The sequence below is a fragment of the Sanguibacteroides justesenii genome (genome assembly GCF_003204205.1).
GTDB lineage: Bacteria > Bacteroidota > Bacteroidia > Bacteroidales > Marinifilaceae > Gabonibacter > Gabonibacter massiliensis.
In genome coordinates this window covers 241,983-258,265 of the sequence record NZ_QJPL01000006.1, presented here as the reverse complement: position 1 = coordinate 258,265, position 16,283 = coordinate 241,983, and the positions used below count along the sequence as shown (strand labels likewise).

Here is a 16,283-nt window from a genome sequence, read left to right as displayed (position 1 = left end):
ATTCCTAAAAATCGAAATTATGATTAAAAGACTATTTCATGTCGCATGGGCATGCGGGTTAGTAGCCTCCGTGATGTCGTGTGAAGATCAAAAATTTAATGATGTGACAGTTGATGTCGACCGCGTACACGTGGCGACTTTGTCTGAAGAGATGCAAAAAGTTCGGGATTATGTTCCGGAATATGCCGTGATGGCTCATAGAGGTTCTACGTTCTGGACGCCGGAAGAGACAGAAGCCGCTTATCGTTGGGCGAGAGAGATCGGCGCCGATTATTTGGAATGCGATTTGCAGGTGTCGAAGGATGGAGTGGTATTGGCTTTGCATGATACGGATTTGAAACGTACTACTAATATTGCGGATGTTTTCGGTGAGGCTCTTCCCACGGAATTGAGAAAAGAGTACTACGAGAAATTGGGATATACCGCCGCACAAATCGATAGTTTGATGATTGTGGATACGAAAAATTTTGTTCCCAATTATCCTTCTTCTTATACTTACTATGAATTGATGCATTTGGATGCTGGAAGATGGTTCAACGAGAGCAGTTTAGAGCAGGCGCGCGCCGGCTTCGTGGAACAACATCAGTATATTTCGACTTTGGAAGATTTGGTAATGTATTCAAAAGGGTATCGTTTGAAGAGATACAAAGCGGGAGAAACGGATCCTTTTGGGCTTTGGAAGAAACCGGAAGGAGAGCGTGTCGTAACCGGAATGACGGCTACGAACAAAACCATTACCAATCCCATAAATTTTGTTACGGTTGATAAGGTTGTCAAATATGATTTCGAGTATGTCGTAGATACAAAGGCTGACGGAGGTGCACTTAGCGGAAATATTCCGGGTATCTACATCGAATTCAAGGAACCGTGGTTGAATCCGGCGGGATTTGAGCAAATGGTATATGATGAGTTATCGGAATTGCATATGAATATAATTACCGAGCCGGCAAACGAAAATGAACCTTTCTATAAAAATCATAAAGTGAATGTCGGCAATACGAACGGTAAGGTAGTTCTTCAAACTTTCTCTTTACAAAGTTTGGTGCAGGTGAGCAAGGTTTTTGAAGGAAAAGTTCCGATGTGTTTCTTGTTGTGGCTGGGAAGTGGGGCTACTGATCTGACATACGACGATCCTACCGGATATGCCTCTTTCATTAATTTGGGAGTACAGTATAAAGCTCATTTCATCGGACCGTGTATCGGTGGAGCTCCCAATAACTATCCGGAATTAAACAAACCCTGGCAAAATCATTTGATTCACCGGGCAAAAATGAAGAATCATCCGTATACTTTCGATACTTATGATCAGATGGCTAAATATTTTGGTCAGTATAATTATGGAGTAGAGGGCGGAGCCGTCTTTAAGGCTCCCTATCTGGATGCGTTGTTCACTAACCACTCGGATATGTCTCTTCAATACATGATTAATTTTAATTGGAGAAGTAAAGATGCTCCTCAAACTGTACCGGATGCACGTCAATTACTGGAAGAGTTGGGTTACGAAAAATAATTACATTTAATTGCATATACAAATGAAGAAATATATATTATTCCCTCTTGTGTTAGTAGCTGCCATGCTGTCTTCTAACGTGATAAAAGCTCAGGATCAGGATGTAGAGCCTTTGTTGAAATATATTAATAAGGAAAACGGACTTAAACTTACAGCCGGTGGTCGTCTTTTTGCCGATTTCGCTTATTATCATACGGAATTTACTCCCATGAAATCGGGGGCCGCAATTACAGATGCCCGCATCCGAACCTCGCTGACTTGGAAAAATTTCTATTTTTATGCTGATTTCGATTTCTCCAAGGGAACCTTCAAGCAGAAAAATATTTTTGTAAGGTATAATTTCAAAGAGTCTGTAAATGGCATTCATAGCGTGAAAGCCGGTTATTTTAATGAACCGTCCACGATGAGTTTGAATACCAGTCTGTATAATTATCACTTTATTTCTCGTCCGGCGGGGGTGAATGCGTTGTCTCCCGGACGTGCCTTGGGTGTTACCTACAAGTATTTTGACCGGAATTTTTTTGCGGATCAGGGCTTTTTTGCCGAAAACAAATACAACGATCAGATTGCAGGATTCCAAGGATTTAGTTTAAGCGGTCGTTGGTTATACAAACCGATCAATAATGACTATATGACGTTGCAGTTCGGTATCGGCATGCGTTACGGACGGATCAACAGCGGTGAAGTTATTAATGATAACGTGTTTAAGACCAACCTGGAAATCGAGGCCAATATGCAAACTTATGTGGATGCAACTACCCGTTTCTTGAATGCAGACGTGGCTTGGGCAAAAAATACGTTGAATGTAAATCCTGAATTATTGTTCAGAACGGATCGTTTCTTCTTCCGCGGAGAATATATTTTCAAAAAAATCTGGAAAGACCGGGATGATTTGACTTTGTTCGAAAATCAATTGGGAGGTCAGCAAAGTTGGCAAACTCTGGTGTCCTGGCAGAATGGAAACCCGATTCGTGCTTCCAAGTTCGATGCCGCGTATGTCGAGTTAGGCTATTTGTTGTGCGGTAAGGCTTATACCTATGATGACGAATACGCTTTGTTGGGAGGAATGAACGATAAAGTCGGACTTGAAGTGGTCGCTCGTTATAGTTACACGAATTTGAATGATATCAATAAGGGTGATGTGTTCTTAATAGGCAATCATAAGTTCTATCCGAATGGAGAGATAAAAGATTACCCGGTGGTTTCAACCAGTATCGGCGGAGGAAGAATGCATGCCGTTACTTTGGGATTGAACTACTCGTTTAATCAATATGTCAAAGTGATGGGTGAGTACCAATACGCTAATCTGGATAATGTTTATTTCCCCAATGATAAAAATTTCCATCAGCTGCAATTGCGCTTAATGGTTTCTTTCTAATGATAGGTAGGTTTGTAAGAAAGGGATGGCATATGTCATCCCTTTTTTTTAGGAATAAAGCGAGTTAATTTTATATATTTTCTATATCTTTTTTTGCGTGGGTGTTTTTATTAACAATTGTTTTTTTTATTTTTGACATTGAAATGTTGATGATAAACTGTACCAATTACTGAAATATGAAAATAACCGGCTTAATTATATTGTCTTTTTGGATTGTAACTAAAGGATCTTTCGGTCAGATTGATGTACGTGAAATAAACAAGCCGATCGAATTGCTGAATGAGGCGAATGAGGATATTAAAGATGGTAAGTATAAAGAGGCTGTACCCAAATTACTGGCAGCAGCCAAATTGAATCCGAAATTGAGAGATATTTATATTTCGTTGAATCAGGCTTGTCCTCAGACGAATCAAATATCAATACTAAAGGAGTACCTGAAAAGAGCACAATCTATTTTTATTGAAGATGATGAGATTTGCTATTATTTAGGAAATGTCTATCAAAACGAGAATCGTTTCGCTGAAGCGATAAGAGAGTATACTTCAGCTATCAAATACGCTAAGAAAAATGGCGAAGAGTTTGGCTTGACTTATGCTTATTATTTGAATCGCGGAAATTGTTATTTGAAACGAAGTGAGTTTCAGAAAGCCATACAGGATTATACCTACTCCTTGTCATTGAACGATAAAAGCGGAGCACTCTATGCTAATAGAGGAATTGCTTATTTTAAAACCGGAAAGAGGACAGAAGCTTGCCGTGATTGGAAAAAGGCCAAAACTCTCGGTGTAACGAGTGTGGGGCAATATTTGAATCGCTATTGTAAATAATCGACAAAAGAAGATTTACGGATTCAAGGTCTCGATCAATGAGGTTAAATTACTGGTAAATAATTTTACAGAGATGGCCAGCAAAATGATTCCGAAGAATTTTCTCAGGATGTATACTCCTCCCTTGCCGAATATTTTTTCTACTAAAGAAACATTCTTTATCACCAAGTAGACAACAATGATGTTCAGTATTAAGGCGATAATAATATTGACGGTATGATATTCCGCTTTTAAGGCTAACAGGGTCGTTAAGGTTCCAGCTCCGGCAATAAGAGGGAAAACCAGGGGAACGATCGCCGCGGCATCGGTCGGCCCGTCGTTTTTAAAAATTTCGATTCCGAAAATCATCTCTACGGCTAAAACGAAAATAATCAGGGCTCCGGCAACGGCAAAGGAAGAGATATCCACGCTGAATAATCCTAATAAGGCATCTCCGACAAAAAGAAAACCGAAAAGGATAAGAAACGAAAACAAAGCTGCTTTGGCTGCGTTTAATTTATGATGTTTATTCTGGATGTCGATAATAATAGGAACGGAACCCGTAATGTCGATTACCGCAAATAGAACCATAAAGGCGCTGACGATTTCCTGTATGCCAAGTGTCGAAATATCCATATTGTAAATCATTTATTCACTTGATGTTTTTTATAATCTCTTTTCTTTTTGTCAGAAAAAAATGGGTTAAATGCCAAATAAAAGTATTATTTTTGTCTGGATCTCGTTCATATCTGATGGATAGATACGCTAAGACTCGGCAAAGATACTGAATCATAGGATTTTTTCAAAAAATATGAATGGTAAAGAAAAGATATTTATGGAATATACGAAGTTAATTGTTGAGAAACAGGAAAATATTTGTATTGTAAAAGTCAATAATCCGGAAGCGTTAAATGCTTTGAGTTCCGTTGTGTTGAGAGAGTTAGACGATGTTTTCACGGTAATAGGTAAGGACGAGGCTACGGATATTGTTATTTTGACCGGGGTAGGACGTTCTTTTGTCGCTGGTGCTGATATTTCGGAGATGAGTAATTTGAATGCCGCGGAGGGTAAAGCATTCGGTGAGTTGGGAGCTAAGGTTTTTAGAAAAATTGAGTTATTGAATAAGGTGGTCATCGCTGCCGTGAACGGGTTTGCTTTAGGTGGGGGATGTGAATTGGCTATGGCTTGCGATATCCGGATTGCTTCTTCGAAGGCTAAATTCGGACAACCGGAAGTGGGGCTGGGGATTACCCCCGGATTTTCCGGAACCCAACGATTGCCCAGAATCGTGGGATTGGGGAAAGCGAAGGAGTTGATCTATACGGCGGATGTGATCCATGCCGAAGAAGCTTGTCGGATCGGCTTGGTGAATAAAGTTGTTGAACCCGAAATGTTGTTGGAAGAGTGTTTGAATATGGCCAGGAAGATAGCCTCGAAAGCTCCTTTAGCCGTGCAATATTCGAAAGAAGCTATCAATCGGGGAATGGAGACGGATATAGAGACGGGTATTGCTATTGAAAACTATTTGTTTGGACTTTGTTTTTCCACGGAAGATCAAAAAGAGGGGATGAGGGCTTTCTTGGCAAAGCAAGAGGTGACTTTTCAAAAAAAATAATATATATTAACAAAGTAATTGAAGGTTTAATATGAAAATTTGTGTCGTAGGTACAGGGACGATGGGTAACGGTATTGCCCAGACGTTTGCCCAGGCTGGTCACGATGTGTTGTTGAAAGGGAGATCAGAAGCTTCTTTGGCAAAAGCACATAAAGCCATAGATAAGAGTCTTTCTAAAATGGTAGAGAAAGGCAAAATGGAAGCCGCTCAAAAAGAGGCGATTATCGCAAAGATTAAGGACACCATGGCTTATGAAGATTGTAAAGATGCTGATTTGGTCATAGAGGTGGTGGCCGAAGATATGAACACCAAGAGTGAGATATTTAAAACGTTGGATGCTGTTTGCAAACCTGAGGCAGTATTGGCTACCAACACTTCTTCTCTTTCTATAACCGAGATTGCTGCTACGACTAATCGTCCGGAAAAGGTTATAGGAATGCATTTTTTCAATCCTGTCCCCATGATGAAATTAGTGGAAGTGATAAAAGGACAATTAACTTCTCAAGAAGTACATGATAAAATCATGGCCCTTGCCGCAGAAATCGGTAAGACTCCCGTGAGTGTAAATGAAGCTCCCGGGTTTGTGGTGAACCGTATTTTAATACCGATGATTAACGAGGGGATCGGTATTTATGCCGATGGAGTGGCCTCCAAAGAGGAGATCGATGAGGCTATGAAATTAGGGGCGAATCATCCTATGGGACCTTTGGCATTGGGGGATTTGATCGGTTTGGATGTTTGTCTGGCTATTATGGAAGTTTTGTACCATGAATTCGGAGATTCCAAATACCGTCCGCATCCTTTATTACGTAAGATGGTTCGGGCGAACCTGCTGGGTAGGAAGACCGGAATCGGTTTTTATGATTACCGTAAATGACAAAAATAAAAAAACCGGGAGATTTCTCCCGGTTTTTGTTTATTCTGATTTTTTCAATTTTTCGGTAAGCAAAGGAACGATTTTCCGTACATCTCCCACGATACCCAAGTCTGCTACATTGAAAATAGGAGCATACTTGTCTTTGTTGATAGCGATGATGTATTCTGCCTCTTCCATTCCGGCCAGATGCTGGATAGCCCCGGAAATACCCATGGCGAAATAGACATCCGGACGAACTGTTTTACCGGTTTGTCCTACCTGACGTTCGTGACCGAGAACTCCCGCGTCCACCATTGCACGGGAAGCCGATACCTCGGCTCCGATGGTGTTGGCCATGGCCCGTAACAGATCAAAACCCTCCGTGTTTCCAACTCCGCGTCCCCCGGACACCAGAATATGAGCTTCGGTGATGTCGATCAGATTCTTTTGTTCTTTTACGGTTTCTAACACGCGTACACGGAACTTGGATTTGTCAAAGCGGATCGTAACATCTTCGATCGTACCTTGACGATTCGTGTCTCGCTGTCCGATGCGCATTACACCCGGACGAACGGTTGACATTTGAGGACGATGGTCTTTGCAGATGATTGTCGCCATCAGGTTTCCCCCGAATGCCGGACGCGTCATTAGCAGGTCTCTCTCCTCTGAAATTTCTAATCCGGTACAGTCTGCCGTTAAACCGGTTTCTATACGGGCAGACAGACGTGGTCCCAGGTCCCGTCCGATTGTCGTGGCACCGATTAAAACGATGCTGGGTTTATTTTCCTTCACGATCTGGTAGATAGCCTGAGCGTAAGGTTCCGTTACGTAGGTTTCCAACTCGGGAGCATCTACACGTAAAACCGTGTCGGCTCCGTAAGCAATGCACTCCTGGGCTTGAGTCGATAAGTTGTGGCCTAATAGTATGGCGTATACTTTTTCATTTAAAGCATCTGCCAATTCTCTGGCTTTACCTAATAACTCCAGAGCCACATTTTGGATTACGCCTTCTCTTTGTTCGATAAAGACATAAACGTTTTTATATTGTGATTTATCCATCTGACTATTTAATTTTGAATTTGGAGAAAAGCTCTAAATTCTTATTAGATAATAAATTTCTCTTTTAATTTATTGATAATGATATCGGCGGCTTCCGTCGGTTCTACCTCGTAGATTTGTCCGGCAGCTTTCACTCCCTTCGTGAAGGATTTGTATACCCGGGTAGGAGAACCGTTTAGACCGATCTTGTTTTCATCCACGGTGATATTCGTGTAATTCCATAATTCAATTTCACGGTCGTAGGCTTCAACAATACCTCTTACGGACATATAACGGGGTTTTACTCCCGATGCCAATGCCGTTAATACACAAGGGGCATCTACTTCTACGATTTGGTGGCCTTCCTCGGTGGATTTTTTTATGGTAAAGGTTTTATTGCCGTCGAACTTCAGGTCCTCTACATAGGTTACTTGTGGTAAGTCCAAGTGTTCTGCAATTTGAGGGCCTACTTGTGCCGTATCTCCGTCAATAGCTTGACGTCCGGTAATTACCAAATCGTAATCCAAAGCTCTCAATGCTCCGGCTATCGTGTTAGAGGTGGCTAAGGTATCCGCTCCCGCGAATTTGCGGTCGCTTAATAAAATAGCGCGATCGACTCCCATGGCGAAAGCTTCTCGCAAGATGGCTTCGGCTTGTGGCGGACCCATCGTAATAACGGTTACGTGAGCACCGTATTGATCTTTTAATTGAAGGGCAAATTCAAGACCTCCTTTGTCATCGGGGTTCATGATACTGGGAACCCCGTCTCTGATTAAGGTTCCGGTAACCGGGTCAAGTTTAATTTCCGTGGTATCCGGAACTTGTTTAATACAAACAACTATCTTCATGTCGACTTTTTTTACTTTAATAAATTGGCTGCGATGACCATTCTCTGAACTTCTGAAGTTCCCTCGTAAATTTCAGTGATTTTAGCATCTCTCATCATTCTCTCAACCGGATATTCCCGGGTATAACCGTATCCTCCGTGGAATTGTACCGCTTTGGTCGTTACTTCCATTGCTGTTTCTGCCGCAAACAGTTTAGCCATGGCCGCATCGGCGGAGTAATTCTCTTTTTGATCTTTTTTGAAAGCGGCTTTTCTGACTAACAAACGGGAGGCATTGATTTTAGCTTCTAAGTCGGCCAATTGGAATTGGGTGTTCTGGAATTGACCGAGCGCTTTACCGAATTGTTTACGCTCTTTCACGTACTTCACCGTTTCGTCCATAGCTCCTTGGGCAATACCGAGGGCTTGCGATGCGATTCCGATACGTCCTCCGTCCAATGTTTTCATGGCGATTCCGAATCCCTTGCCTTCTTGTCCCAATAAATTTTCAGCCGGAACAATGCAGTTTTCAAAAATCAATTCGCAGGTAGCCGATCCGCGGATACCCATCTTTTTCTCTTTTTTGCCGATGGAAAAACCGGGAAAATCTTTTTCCACGATAAAGGCGGAGATTCCTCTCGTGCCTTTAGACTTATCGGTCATTGCCATGACAATATATACATGAGCATATCCGGCATTCGTAATGAATATCTTAGATCCGTTCAATACGTAATGATCTCCCTCTTTCACAGCCGTGGTTTGTTGTGCGGAGGCGTCCGTACCCGCATTGGGTTCGGTTAACCCGAAAGCGCCGATCCATTCGCCGGAGGCTAATTTGGGAAGGTATTTGGCCTTTTGTTCGGGTGTCCCGAATTCCATAATAGGAGCGCCGCATAGAGAGGTGTGAGCCGATACAATAACTCCTGTTGTGGCACATACACGGGATAGTTCTTCTACGGCCATCGTGTAAAGAACATTATTTCCGCCAGCCCCGCCATACTCAACGGGGAAGGGAATACCCATAATACCTAACTTTGCCATTTTTTCTACGGTTTCCATCGGGAATCTTTCCGATTCGTCTACTTCTGCCGCTAATGGTTTTACTTCTTTTTCTGCAAACTCTCTTATCATTTGCAAGAAGAGTTGCTCTTTTTTTGATAGACTGAAATCCATTATTATTAATGTTTTTTTAATTGATTGAAGCTAACTGTAATCTTAAATCAGCATTTTTTTAGAATTAATGCCGTTCCCATACCTCCCCCTATACAAAGAGAAGCAAGACCTACTTCAGCTTCACTGTTTAGCATTTCATATACAAGTGATACGATGATGCGATTGCCTGACGCCCCTATGGGGTGGCCTAATGCAATGGCACCTCCGTTGACGTTGGTACGTTCGTTTATCCACTCTCTCGTTACGCCATGTTGTGCCATTAGTTCATGAATTACTCCCAGTGATTGTGCCGCAAATGCCTCGTTGAGTTCTATCACGTCAATATCAGATAGTTTTATATCGGCATTTTTCAAAGCATTGGTAATGGCTGGTACGGGGCCCATACCCATAATGGCGGGGTCCACACCACCTTGTCCGACACCGATAATCTCGCATAGAGGGGTTAGGTTGTATTGTTTAACGGCCTCTTCCGATGCGAGCATCACGAATGACGCTCCGTCGTTGATTCCGGAAGCATTACCGGCAGTTACAGAGCCCTCTTTTTTGAAAGCGGGACGTAAGGTCGATAGTTTTTCCAGCGACGTTTTTCTATTGGGGAATTCGTCCGTATCGAATTGTAAAGTTTCTTTTTTTACTTTATACTCGATAGGCACAATTTCAGCTTTAAATTTACCGTTATCGATAGCAGCTATTGCACGCTTTTGCGATTCTAAAGCAAATTCATCCTGTTCTTCCCGGCTGATGGAATATTTTTCTGCTATATTTTCAGCCGTAATGCCCATGTGATACCCTTCAAATGCATCAGTAAGACCATCGAATACCATGTGGTCGATGACTGTTACGTCTCCCATGCGGTGTCCGTCGCGGACATGACCGGGAAGAATGTAACCGGCTTTTGACATGGATTCGGTACCTCCCGCGATAATAAGGTTAGCAAGTCCCGCTTTGATAGCGCTTACACCGTTGAGCACGGCTTTCATTCCGCTACCGCATATCATGTTGATGCCATAAGCGGGTACTTCCTGGGGAATCCCCCCTTTTATGGACGCCTGACGGGCCACTCCCTGCCCTTGTCCGGCAGATAGTACGTTACCTACGATTACTTCATCAATATGGGCAGGATTAATACCGGTTTCTGCAATGATGTTTTTAATTACTGCGGCACCGAGGTCTGCTGCTGACAATGAAAGAGTACTTCCTAAAAATTTGCCAATCGCTGTTCTTTTTGCTGCTACGATATATGCCTTCATTTATTGAGCCATTGGTTTTAAATTTTTAGAAACGAGTAATTCACAGCCCGTTGCTGCTTTGATGTCATCCAAGGTAAATTCACTGTTTAATTCTACCAATTCGATTCCGGCAGGAGTGATGTTCATAACACCCATCTCGGTGATGATCATGTCAACTTCACCCGCGGCTGTTAACGGTAGTGTACATTCTTTCAATATCTTGTGGTTCCCTTTTGCGGTATGTTCCATGGCAAGGATTACTTTTTTAGCACCAACTAAAAGATCCATGGCTCCTCCCATTCCCGGGGCTTTCTTGCCGGGGATGATCCAGTTGGCCAAATTTCCTTTCTCGTCTACCTGTAAAGCACCAAGAATAGTTACATCCACATGTCCGCCCCGGATGATTCCGAAAGAAGTGGCACTATCAAAGCTACATGCTCCGTCGATAGCCGTGATGTATCCACCGCCGGCATCCGTCAATTCCGGATTTTCTTTACCTTCTTCCGGTTTCGGGCCCATGCCTAATAATCCGTTTTCGGATTGTAGGATCACGTGTACGTCACTCTTCAGGTAGTTGGGGACCATTGTCGGCAACCCGATGCCCAAGTTAACTACGTCGCCGTCTTTTAATTCGAGGGCAACCCGCTTGGCAATAACTTCTCTTACTTGATCTTTATCCATAACCGTTTTAATTTTAAATTGTAAATTTTAGATTGTAAATTGACGATTACCTTTGGCGTGTAATTTAGGATTTAAAATCTAAAATTCTAAATGCTATTTCGTTTTTCTTCTAACAAGTTCTTGTGCAACAAATGAAGCCACATCATCGGCATAGGTGTTCATGCCGAAACCGGCATCGTATCCCAATTCTTTCGCTAACTCATGAGATATGCGAGGACCTCCGCAAGCTAAAATAACCTTATCCCGGAGACCTTCGGCTTCCAGCATCTCTACCAATTCCGTCAGGTTTTTGATATGAATGTCTTTCTGTGTTACTGTTTGTGATACTAACAAGGCATCAGCATGCAACTCGATAGCCTTGGCGATAAACTCTTCATTGGGAACCTGACTTCCTAAATTATGGGCCTCGATCATGTCATAACGTTCCAGTCCATAGTGTCCGGCGAATCCTTTCATGTTCATGATGGCGTCAATACCTACCGTGTGGGCATCGGTGCCGGTACTGGCTCCGACAACGACAATGGGACGTCCGATATGTTCACGGATGAATTCGTCTGTCTCGTGCATCTCCCATTTGGTCGATTCGACTTTGGGAACATGGATTGCGGTAAAATCGACCGTGGGTGTACAGCTCCCGTAACAGTTAAAAAAGGTATAACCTTCGGTCAATTCTTTACTGAATACGATTTGAGGGTTTTCGAAACCCATTTTCTTCAGCAGTTGTTTTGCAGCCTCGATGGCCTCTTCTCCGGCGGGAACGGGCAGGGTAAAACTTAATTGAGTTTTACCGTCGTTCATGGTATCGCCGTATGGTTTTATCTTTTTCAGATCTAAGGTCTGATCAAAATCATTTTTTTCCGTTGAATATAATCCACCACTCATACTAATTGAAAATTGAAAATGAAAAATTGAAATGGTTCAATAGATCATTTGTTGTTATTATTTTAGATTACGCGTTCATTGAAACTTTGGGATTAAAATTTAGTCCTCAAATTTCAATTTTCAATTCTTTTTGAGCATAAGCTCAATGAACGGATTGTAATAGTTCGCACTTTTTTCCGCTACTCCGTCCAGACCTTTGCCTCCGTTTTTCGGACGTTTGATATCTGCAAAAATCCCCTTTTCCAGTGCGGTAAACAGCCCTTCGTGTTCGATGTTCTCCAAAAGAGCGATGGCTTTGTCTAAAACCTCTTTGGCCCGGCGTTGAATGATTCCGTCCGTTTTAAACTCTACTTCGTCCCCGATATTTCTCATATTACCGAAAATATATTTTGCATTCTCGATGGAGAGATAGCGGTCTGACATGAAAGGCGTGTGGATAGCCTCTGTCGGCATTCCCAATAATTGAATACCTTGTGAAGTCCAAATACCGATCATGTTGAAAAGAGCATCTTGAATATGACCGCGGAAAATATTTCCCGTCATAAATTTGGTCGGGGGCATGTATTTTAACGGGGCTTTCGGGAAGATTTCGCGGGTCATTTGAGCTTGTGCCAATTCGAATAAGAAACCGTTTTCTTGCATGGGATCCATTTCGAATGCATGTCCTAATCCCATTTGTTCTTCCGGAAGTCCGGCAATGAGAGCTAATTGTTCGTTGATTAAATCGGAGGCTAATACCGTATGTGCTTGTTCGATTGCGTCGGCCGTCGTTAAATAGTTGTCTTCTCCCGTGTTGATAATGACACCGGCGAATCCGTTGATGACACGGGACATGAATTGATCGACCAAAGTCCGTTGCATGTTGATGTCGCGGAAAAGAATACCGTAAAGAGCATCGTTCAGCATAACATCCAACCCCTCTAAAGCTCCCATGGCGGCGATTTCAGGCATACATAGCCCCGAGCAGTAGTTACATAACCGAATGTATCGGCCTACTTCTTCGCCTACTTCATCCAGGGCTTTTCGCATGATTCGGAAATTCTCCTGGGTTGCAAAGGTTCCCCCGAAACCTTCCGTTGTAGCTCCGTAAGGCACGTAGTCTAAAAGACTCTGTCCTGTGGTACGGATTACGGCGATAATATCTGCTCCCTGACGGGCTGCTGCTTGAGCTTGTACCACGTCTTCATAAATGTTTCCGGTTGCGACGATGACATAAAGGTAGGGTTTGGGACCTTCGCCTATCGTTTTTAAATAGTGTTCTTTCTTTGCTCGACGATCACTGATTCGTTTGATGCTGGCTTCTACGTAAGGTTTCAAGGCCGAGCGAATCTCTTCATTGGAATGGACGGGTAGTTTCGTCATATCCAATTGGCCGTCGGCTACCTTCTCTGCAATTTCCTGGGGAGTCATTCTTGTTTCGGCGATCGTATTACCGAGAAAGAAAAGAATACCCTGATTCAATACCCCTTGTTCTTTGATTTCGTCTACCAAAACATTGGGTAGTGGAACGGTGTTCGCATCCACGCCGTCGATGCCTAAGAGACGGCAAAGAGTCCGCTCTACGGCAACAGTGGTGTAGTGTTCCACGAATTTTTGTACATCATCGGCTATTTTCTTGGACACTTTTTTCGCGTGTGCCACTTTGTCAAAATCCAGCCCTAATTTACTGTTCTGCATAGTTTTTTTGTTACGATTTTACATTCGTTTAGGGAAGAGGGGGAAAGAGGACTCTCTTGCCTTGATCCTCGTTTCTTCTCTTTATTTCCCTGCATTCGAACTTTATTTTCAATTTAATATTATTCTTTCTCTCTCTTATTCTTGGTGCAGATAGATTTCTGCCCGATCCAACAAATTCTCGTCTACTCCCAATATACGAGCAATACGCATCGCCTCCTGCGGCACGGAGGTATCGTTATCCTCGATCAGGGAATAGTCGATGTATTCGTTTATATTATGTATGGTCAACGTGCCTTTTACTTTTTCTTTCATAAATCCTTTTACCCTTAGTTTTCGGCAAGAAGCCTGAATCCCGCTGTAATGGGAGGTGATCAGGGATCGGACCTCGTTTTCCGTGAGAAAATCGAGTACCGCATTCACGATAGCTTTTCCTTCTGCCGGATTGGTCGTCCGTGCTAATTCATCGATAAGGATAAGGGCATTTTTGCCTGCTTTGATGTCTTGGACGATCCGGTTGATCCGGAGCATTTCTGATGCAAAGGAGGATAATCCGTTGAGCTCGCATTGCTCATCTCCGATACAGAGTAAAACCTCATCTACTAAAGCGATCTCGGCCTGAATCGCCGGTACGAAAAATCCGAATTGGAAAAGAGTTTGAGCTAAAGCGACGGTTTTGAGGATAACGCTTTTCCCGGCCATATTGGCTCCGGTAATCAGACAAGCTCCTTTGCCTATTTCGATATCAATCGGTTGATAGGCTTTCTGTTCGCTTTCCAGGATCTTCTTTATCTGCGGATTGAAGATACCCTGATAAGAGGTCGTGTGTGCCGCGATTCCCGGTTTGCAAAGATGCATCTCGATAGCCTGCTTGGCTTTAGCGATAAGGATATCTATTGTCGCGATTCCGGTTAAAGCTTCTGAAACGGAAAGAGCCAATCCACGCAACTGTCCGGAAAGTTTCTCCCGGATCTCGTCTTCCAGTAGAATGCTACGGAAGTATAGTTTCTCCACTTGTTTTTCATCCGCTTTTCCGGATTGTTTCAGTTTCTTTATTTCATGTCGTAAATCGGCCAGCTCGGTAGAGTATGCATCGTATATGTAAAAATAAGGAATACGCATCTTGTCCGGATCGAGGATATCGATGACCGGTTCGAGATCGGGAATACGGATGATATCAATCTTTCCCGTCTCTAACAAAAGACGTATATCCATGGCCAACAAGGAGAAGTTCTTTAATTCGAATAATTCGATGTCATCTAAGTTATGATTTTCTTCTATCCGGGAAATCGTACCTCGAATGTCTTTTATTCGCGTCAGTTTTATGCTGATCCTCGAAAGAATATCGGCGTATTGAGTATCTCGAAGGTAAAGACACATTTGTTCCACTCGATTCAATTCGTTGATAATTTCATCCGGGATTTGCTGGTAGGGAGTTGCATAGAGAACCCGTTTCGCCAAACCGGATTGTATTTCCAGTTGATCGATCATAAACCTGAATCCGTTCACTTCTTCTATGGCATTCCTTACTAAAAACATATCTGTTTCAAATTCTTTTTACATTATATACCGGTATTTGTAGGCTTTCCTGCATGGCAGACCTTAATTCATCCGGATCCAAACAATAGCCTTCGGGAGATAAAGGGTTGATACATACGGCAAGCAACTTGCTTTTTTGCAAGACTTTTAACTGTCCCCCCTTTTTCACGAAAGCGTAATAGGACTCCATAGAGGCAAATACCCGGGTGAAGTCCTTGATTAGTAACGTTATTTCCTTTATTTGCTTTTGTGCCCTTAAAAATTGTAATAACTTGTCACTGATTGCCCCGGCAACGAAAAGGGTGTTCCCATGACGGAAAATATCTTCTTTATGCTGTTCCAGCATAAAAACAGAGGGTATATTCAAATCATGAACGACACCCGTTTCATCTATAGACCAGACTCCGTTTTCGATACCGGCTAATTGGTGTGCCGTCATTGCATCCGCGGTATCAAGACGGATCAGGTCGTATATGTATTTTGTTTTTCTGACCAATTGAGGGATATTACAAGAGAGAGCAGCTCCCGTTGCCAGTATCATAGCTTCCGTTACAGCCGGAGAACTGAGACTGAGACGCGATAAGGCTCCGTCTACGATCGTCGTATCTACGTTAAAACGTTTCATCCCTTCGATGAGGTATCGTAAGGAAGCGGTATCCGGAGGACCGGATAACAGCACTTTTCCTTGCGAAACGGCTTTGGCCGTGATCAGTCGGCCTAAAGAGGTTTGACGATTGCTGACATCCATGATTTCGGAAACCAATCTTTTTTCCCGGTAATGTTTTTCGGACGTGATAAAGATCATGCCTTCGTATACTTCGATTTCCGGTTTGGGAGTTTGGCAAACCTGATCCCGATCTTCACCGTCAATGCCAATGGACGTTAGGGCAAATTGCTTTCCCGTATTCTTAACTCGATTAAGAATATAGTTTAAGCATTCTGTCTTCCCGGCATTTTTTGCCAATCCGACGATAGAAATACTGTTGTATTTTAATATCTCTTCAATAAAAGGCAAAGCGATCGTTGTTTTTAGTTGACGATGGTAAAGGATTCTCTTCACCATCGTCGATTGAAAT

The 16,283-nt window shown here is 42.8% G+C and carries 15 protein-coding genes; 5 read left to right on the top strand and 10 right to left on the bottom strand.

The genetic code is table 11. The features are described 5' to 3' along the window. Positions 1–19 precede the first annotated feature (19 nt). The 3 genes from DMB45_RS11505 to DMB45_RS11495 all read left to right on the top strand — a co-directional run bounded on the left by DMB45_RS11505 (position 20) and on the right by DMB45_RS11495 (position 3,715). Complete coding sequence (locus tag DMB45_RS11505) at positions 20–1,510, top strand: glycerophosphodiester phosphodiesterase family protein (protein ID WP_041502652.1); 1,491 nt, start codon at positions 20–22, stop codon at positions 1,508–1,510. A 22-nt stretch (positions 1,511–1,532) separates the two neighbouring features. Beyond that, positions 1,533–2,888, top strand: coding sequence for a porin family protein (locus DMB45_RS11500; protein WP_110688781.1), 1,356 nt, complete (start codon positions 1,533–1,535; stop codon positions 2,886–2,888). 176 nt (positions 2,889–3,064) lie between these two features. Then, entirely contained in the window at positions 3,065–3,715 is a 651-nt protein-coding gene (locus DMB45_RS11495; RefSeq protein WP_041502654.1) for a tetratricopeptide repeat protein, read from the top strand. Between the two features lie 15 nt (positions 3,716–3,730). On the opposite strand, the gene DMB45_RS11490 is transcribed toward DMB45_RS11495, so the two are convergent. Then, positions 3,731–4,330 (bottom strand): MarC family protein, encoded by a 600-nt coding sequence (locus DMB45_RS11490; protein WP_041502711.1) that lies wholly within the window; start codon positions 4,328–4,330, stop codon positions 3,731–3,733. A 199-nt stretch (positions 4,331–4,529) separates the two neighbouring features. On the opposite strand from DMB45_RS11490, the gene DMB45_RS11485 reads away from it, so the two are divergent. Then, a complete protein-coding gene (locus tag DMB45_RS11485) occupies positions 4,530–5,309 on the top strand; it encodes a short-chain-enoyl-CoA hydratase (protein ID WP_110688786.1) in 780 nt (259 codons plus the stop codon). Positions 5,310–5,340: 31 nt separating this feature from the next. After that, complete coding sequence (locus DMB45_RS11480) at positions 5,341–6,186, top strand: 3-hydroxybutyryl-CoA dehydrogenase (RefSeq protein WP_041502655.1); 846 nt, start codon at positions 5,341–5,343, stop codon at positions 6,184–6,186. A 39-nt stretch (positions 6,187–6,225) separates the two neighbouring features. On the opposite strand, the gene DMB45_RS11475 is transcribed toward DMB45_RS11480, so the two are convergent. The 9 genes from DMB45_RS11475 to kamB all read right to left on the bottom strand — a co-directional run bounded on the left by DMB45_RS11475 (position 6,226) and on the right by kamB (position 16,270). Then, the gene (locus DMB45_RS11475; protein WP_041502656.1) at positions 6,226–7,224 is read right to left on the bottom strand and encodes an electron transfer flavoprotein subunit alpha/FixB family protein; all 999 of its coding nucleotides are present in this window, start codon (positions 7,222–7,224) and stop codon (positions 6,226–6,228) included. A gap of 44 nt (positions 7,225–7,268) precedes the next feature. Beyond that, the gene (locus DMB45_RS11470; protein ID WP_041502657.1) at positions 7,269–8,051 is read right to left on the bottom strand and encodes an electron transfer flavoprotein subunit beta/FixA family protein; all 783 of its coding nucleotides are present in this window, start codon (positions 8,049–8,051) and stop codon (positions 7,269–7,271) included. An 11-nt stretch (positions 8,052–8,062) separates the two neighbouring features. Further along, positions 8,063–9,202, bottom strand: coding sequence for an acyl-CoA dehydrogenase (locus tag DMB45_RS11465; RefSeq protein WP_041502658.1), 1,140 nt, complete (start codon positions 9,200–9,202; stop codon positions 8,063–8,065). Positions 9,203–9,249: 47 nt separating this feature from the next. Then, positions 9,250–10,452: an acetyl-CoA C-acetyltransferase gene (locus DMB45_RS11460; RefSeq protein ID WP_041502659.1), complete on the bottom strand. Its 1,203-nt coding sequence runs from the start codon at positions 10,450–10,452 to the stop codon at positions 9,250–9,252. After that, positions 10,453–11,112, bottom strand: a complete 660-nt coding sequence (locus DMB45_RS11455) for a 3-oxoacid CoA-transferase subunit B (protein ID WP_041502660.1) — start codon at positions 11,110–11,112, stop codon at positions 10,453–10,455. Between the two features lie 93 nt (positions 11,113–11,205). Next, entirely contained in the window at positions 11,206–11,994 is a 789-nt protein-coding gene (gene kamE, locus DMB45_RS11450) for a lysine 5,6-aminomutase subunit beta (protein WP_041502661.1), read from the bottom strand. Between the two features lie 120 nt (positions 11,995–12,114). Next, complete coding sequence (gene kamD / locus DMB45_RS11445; RefSeq protein WP_041502662.1) at positions 12,115–13,671, bottom strand: lysine 5,6-aminomutase subunit alpha; 1,557 nt, start codon at positions 13,669–13,671, stop codon at positions 12,115–12,117. A 135-nt stretch (positions 13,672–13,806) separates the two neighbouring features. Then, positions 13,807–15,207: a lysine 5,6-aminomutase reactivase ATPase KamC gene (gene kamC / locus DMB45_RS11440; RefSeq protein ID WP_235375043.1), complete on the bottom strand. Its 1,401-nt coding sequence runs from the start codon at positions 15,205–15,207 to the stop codon at positions 13,807–13,809. Positions 15,208–15,214: 7 nt separating this feature from the next. After that, positions 15,215–16,270: a lysine 5,6-aminomutase reactivase subunit KamB gene (kamB, locus tag DMB45_RS11435; RefSeq protein ID WP_237143302.1), complete on the bottom strand. Its 1,056-nt coding sequence runs from the start codon at positions 16,268–16,270 to the stop codon at positions 15,215–15,217. Positions 16,271–16,283 lie beyond the last annotated feature (13 nt).

Coding starts and splice junctions, on each gene's coding strand:
- DMB45_RS11500 (WP_110688781.1), top strand. CDS start 1,533: ATGAAGAAATATATATTATTCCCTCTTGTGTTAGTAGCTGCCATGCTG.
- DMB45_RS11505 (WP_041502652.1), top strand. CDS start 20: ATGATTAAAAGACTATTTCATGTCGCATGGGCATGCGGGTTAGTAGCC.
- kamD (WP_041502662.1), bottom strand. CDS start 13,671: ATGCAGAACAGTAAATTAGGGCTGGATTTTGACAAAGTGGCACACGCG.
- kamB (WP_237143302.1), bottom strand. CDS start 16,270: ATGGTGAAGAGAATCCTTTACCATCGTCAACTAAAAACAACGATCGCT.
- DMB45_RS11460 (WP_041502659.1), bottom strand. CDS start 10,452: ATGAAGGCATATATCGTAGCAGCAAAAAGAACAGCGATTGGCAAATTT.
- kamC (WP_235375043.1), bottom strand. CDS start 15,207: ATGTTTTTAGTAAGGAATGCCATAGAAGAAGTGAACGGATTCAGGTTT.
- DMB45_RS11475 (WP_041502656.1), bottom strand. CDS start 7,224: ATGGATAAATCACAATATAAAAACGTTTATGTCTTTATCGAACAAAGA.
- DMB45_RS11490 (WP_041502711.1), bottom strand. CDS start 4,330: ATGGATATTTCGACACTTGGCATACAGGAAATCGTCAGCGCCTTTATG.
- DMB45_RS11455 (WP_041502660.1), bottom strand. CDS start 11,112: ATGGATAAAGATCAAGTAAGAGAAGTTATTGCCAAGCGGGTTGCCCTC.
- DMB45_RS11485 (WP_110688786.1), top strand. CDS start 4,530: ATGGAATATACGAAGTTAATTGTTGAGAAACAGGAAAATATTTGTATT.
- DMB45_RS11495 (WP_041502654.1), top strand. CDS start 3,065: ATGAAAATAACCGGCTTAATTATATTGTCTTTTTGGATTGTAACTAAA.
- DMB45_RS11480 (WP_041502655.1), top strand. CDS start 5,341: ATGAAAATTTGTGTCGTAGGTACAGGGACGATGGGTAACGGTATTGCC.
- DMB45_RS11470 (WP_041502657.1), bottom strand. CDS start 8,051: ATGAAGATAGTTGTTTGTATTAAACAAGTTCCGGATACCACGGAAATT.
- DMB45_RS11465 (WP_041502658.1), bottom strand. CDS start 9,202: ATGGATTTCAGTCTATCAAAAAAAGAGCAACTCTTCTTGCAAATGATA.
- kamE (WP_041502661.1), bottom strand. CDS start 11,994: ATGAGTGGTGGATTATATTCAACGGAAAAAAATGATTTTGATCAGACC.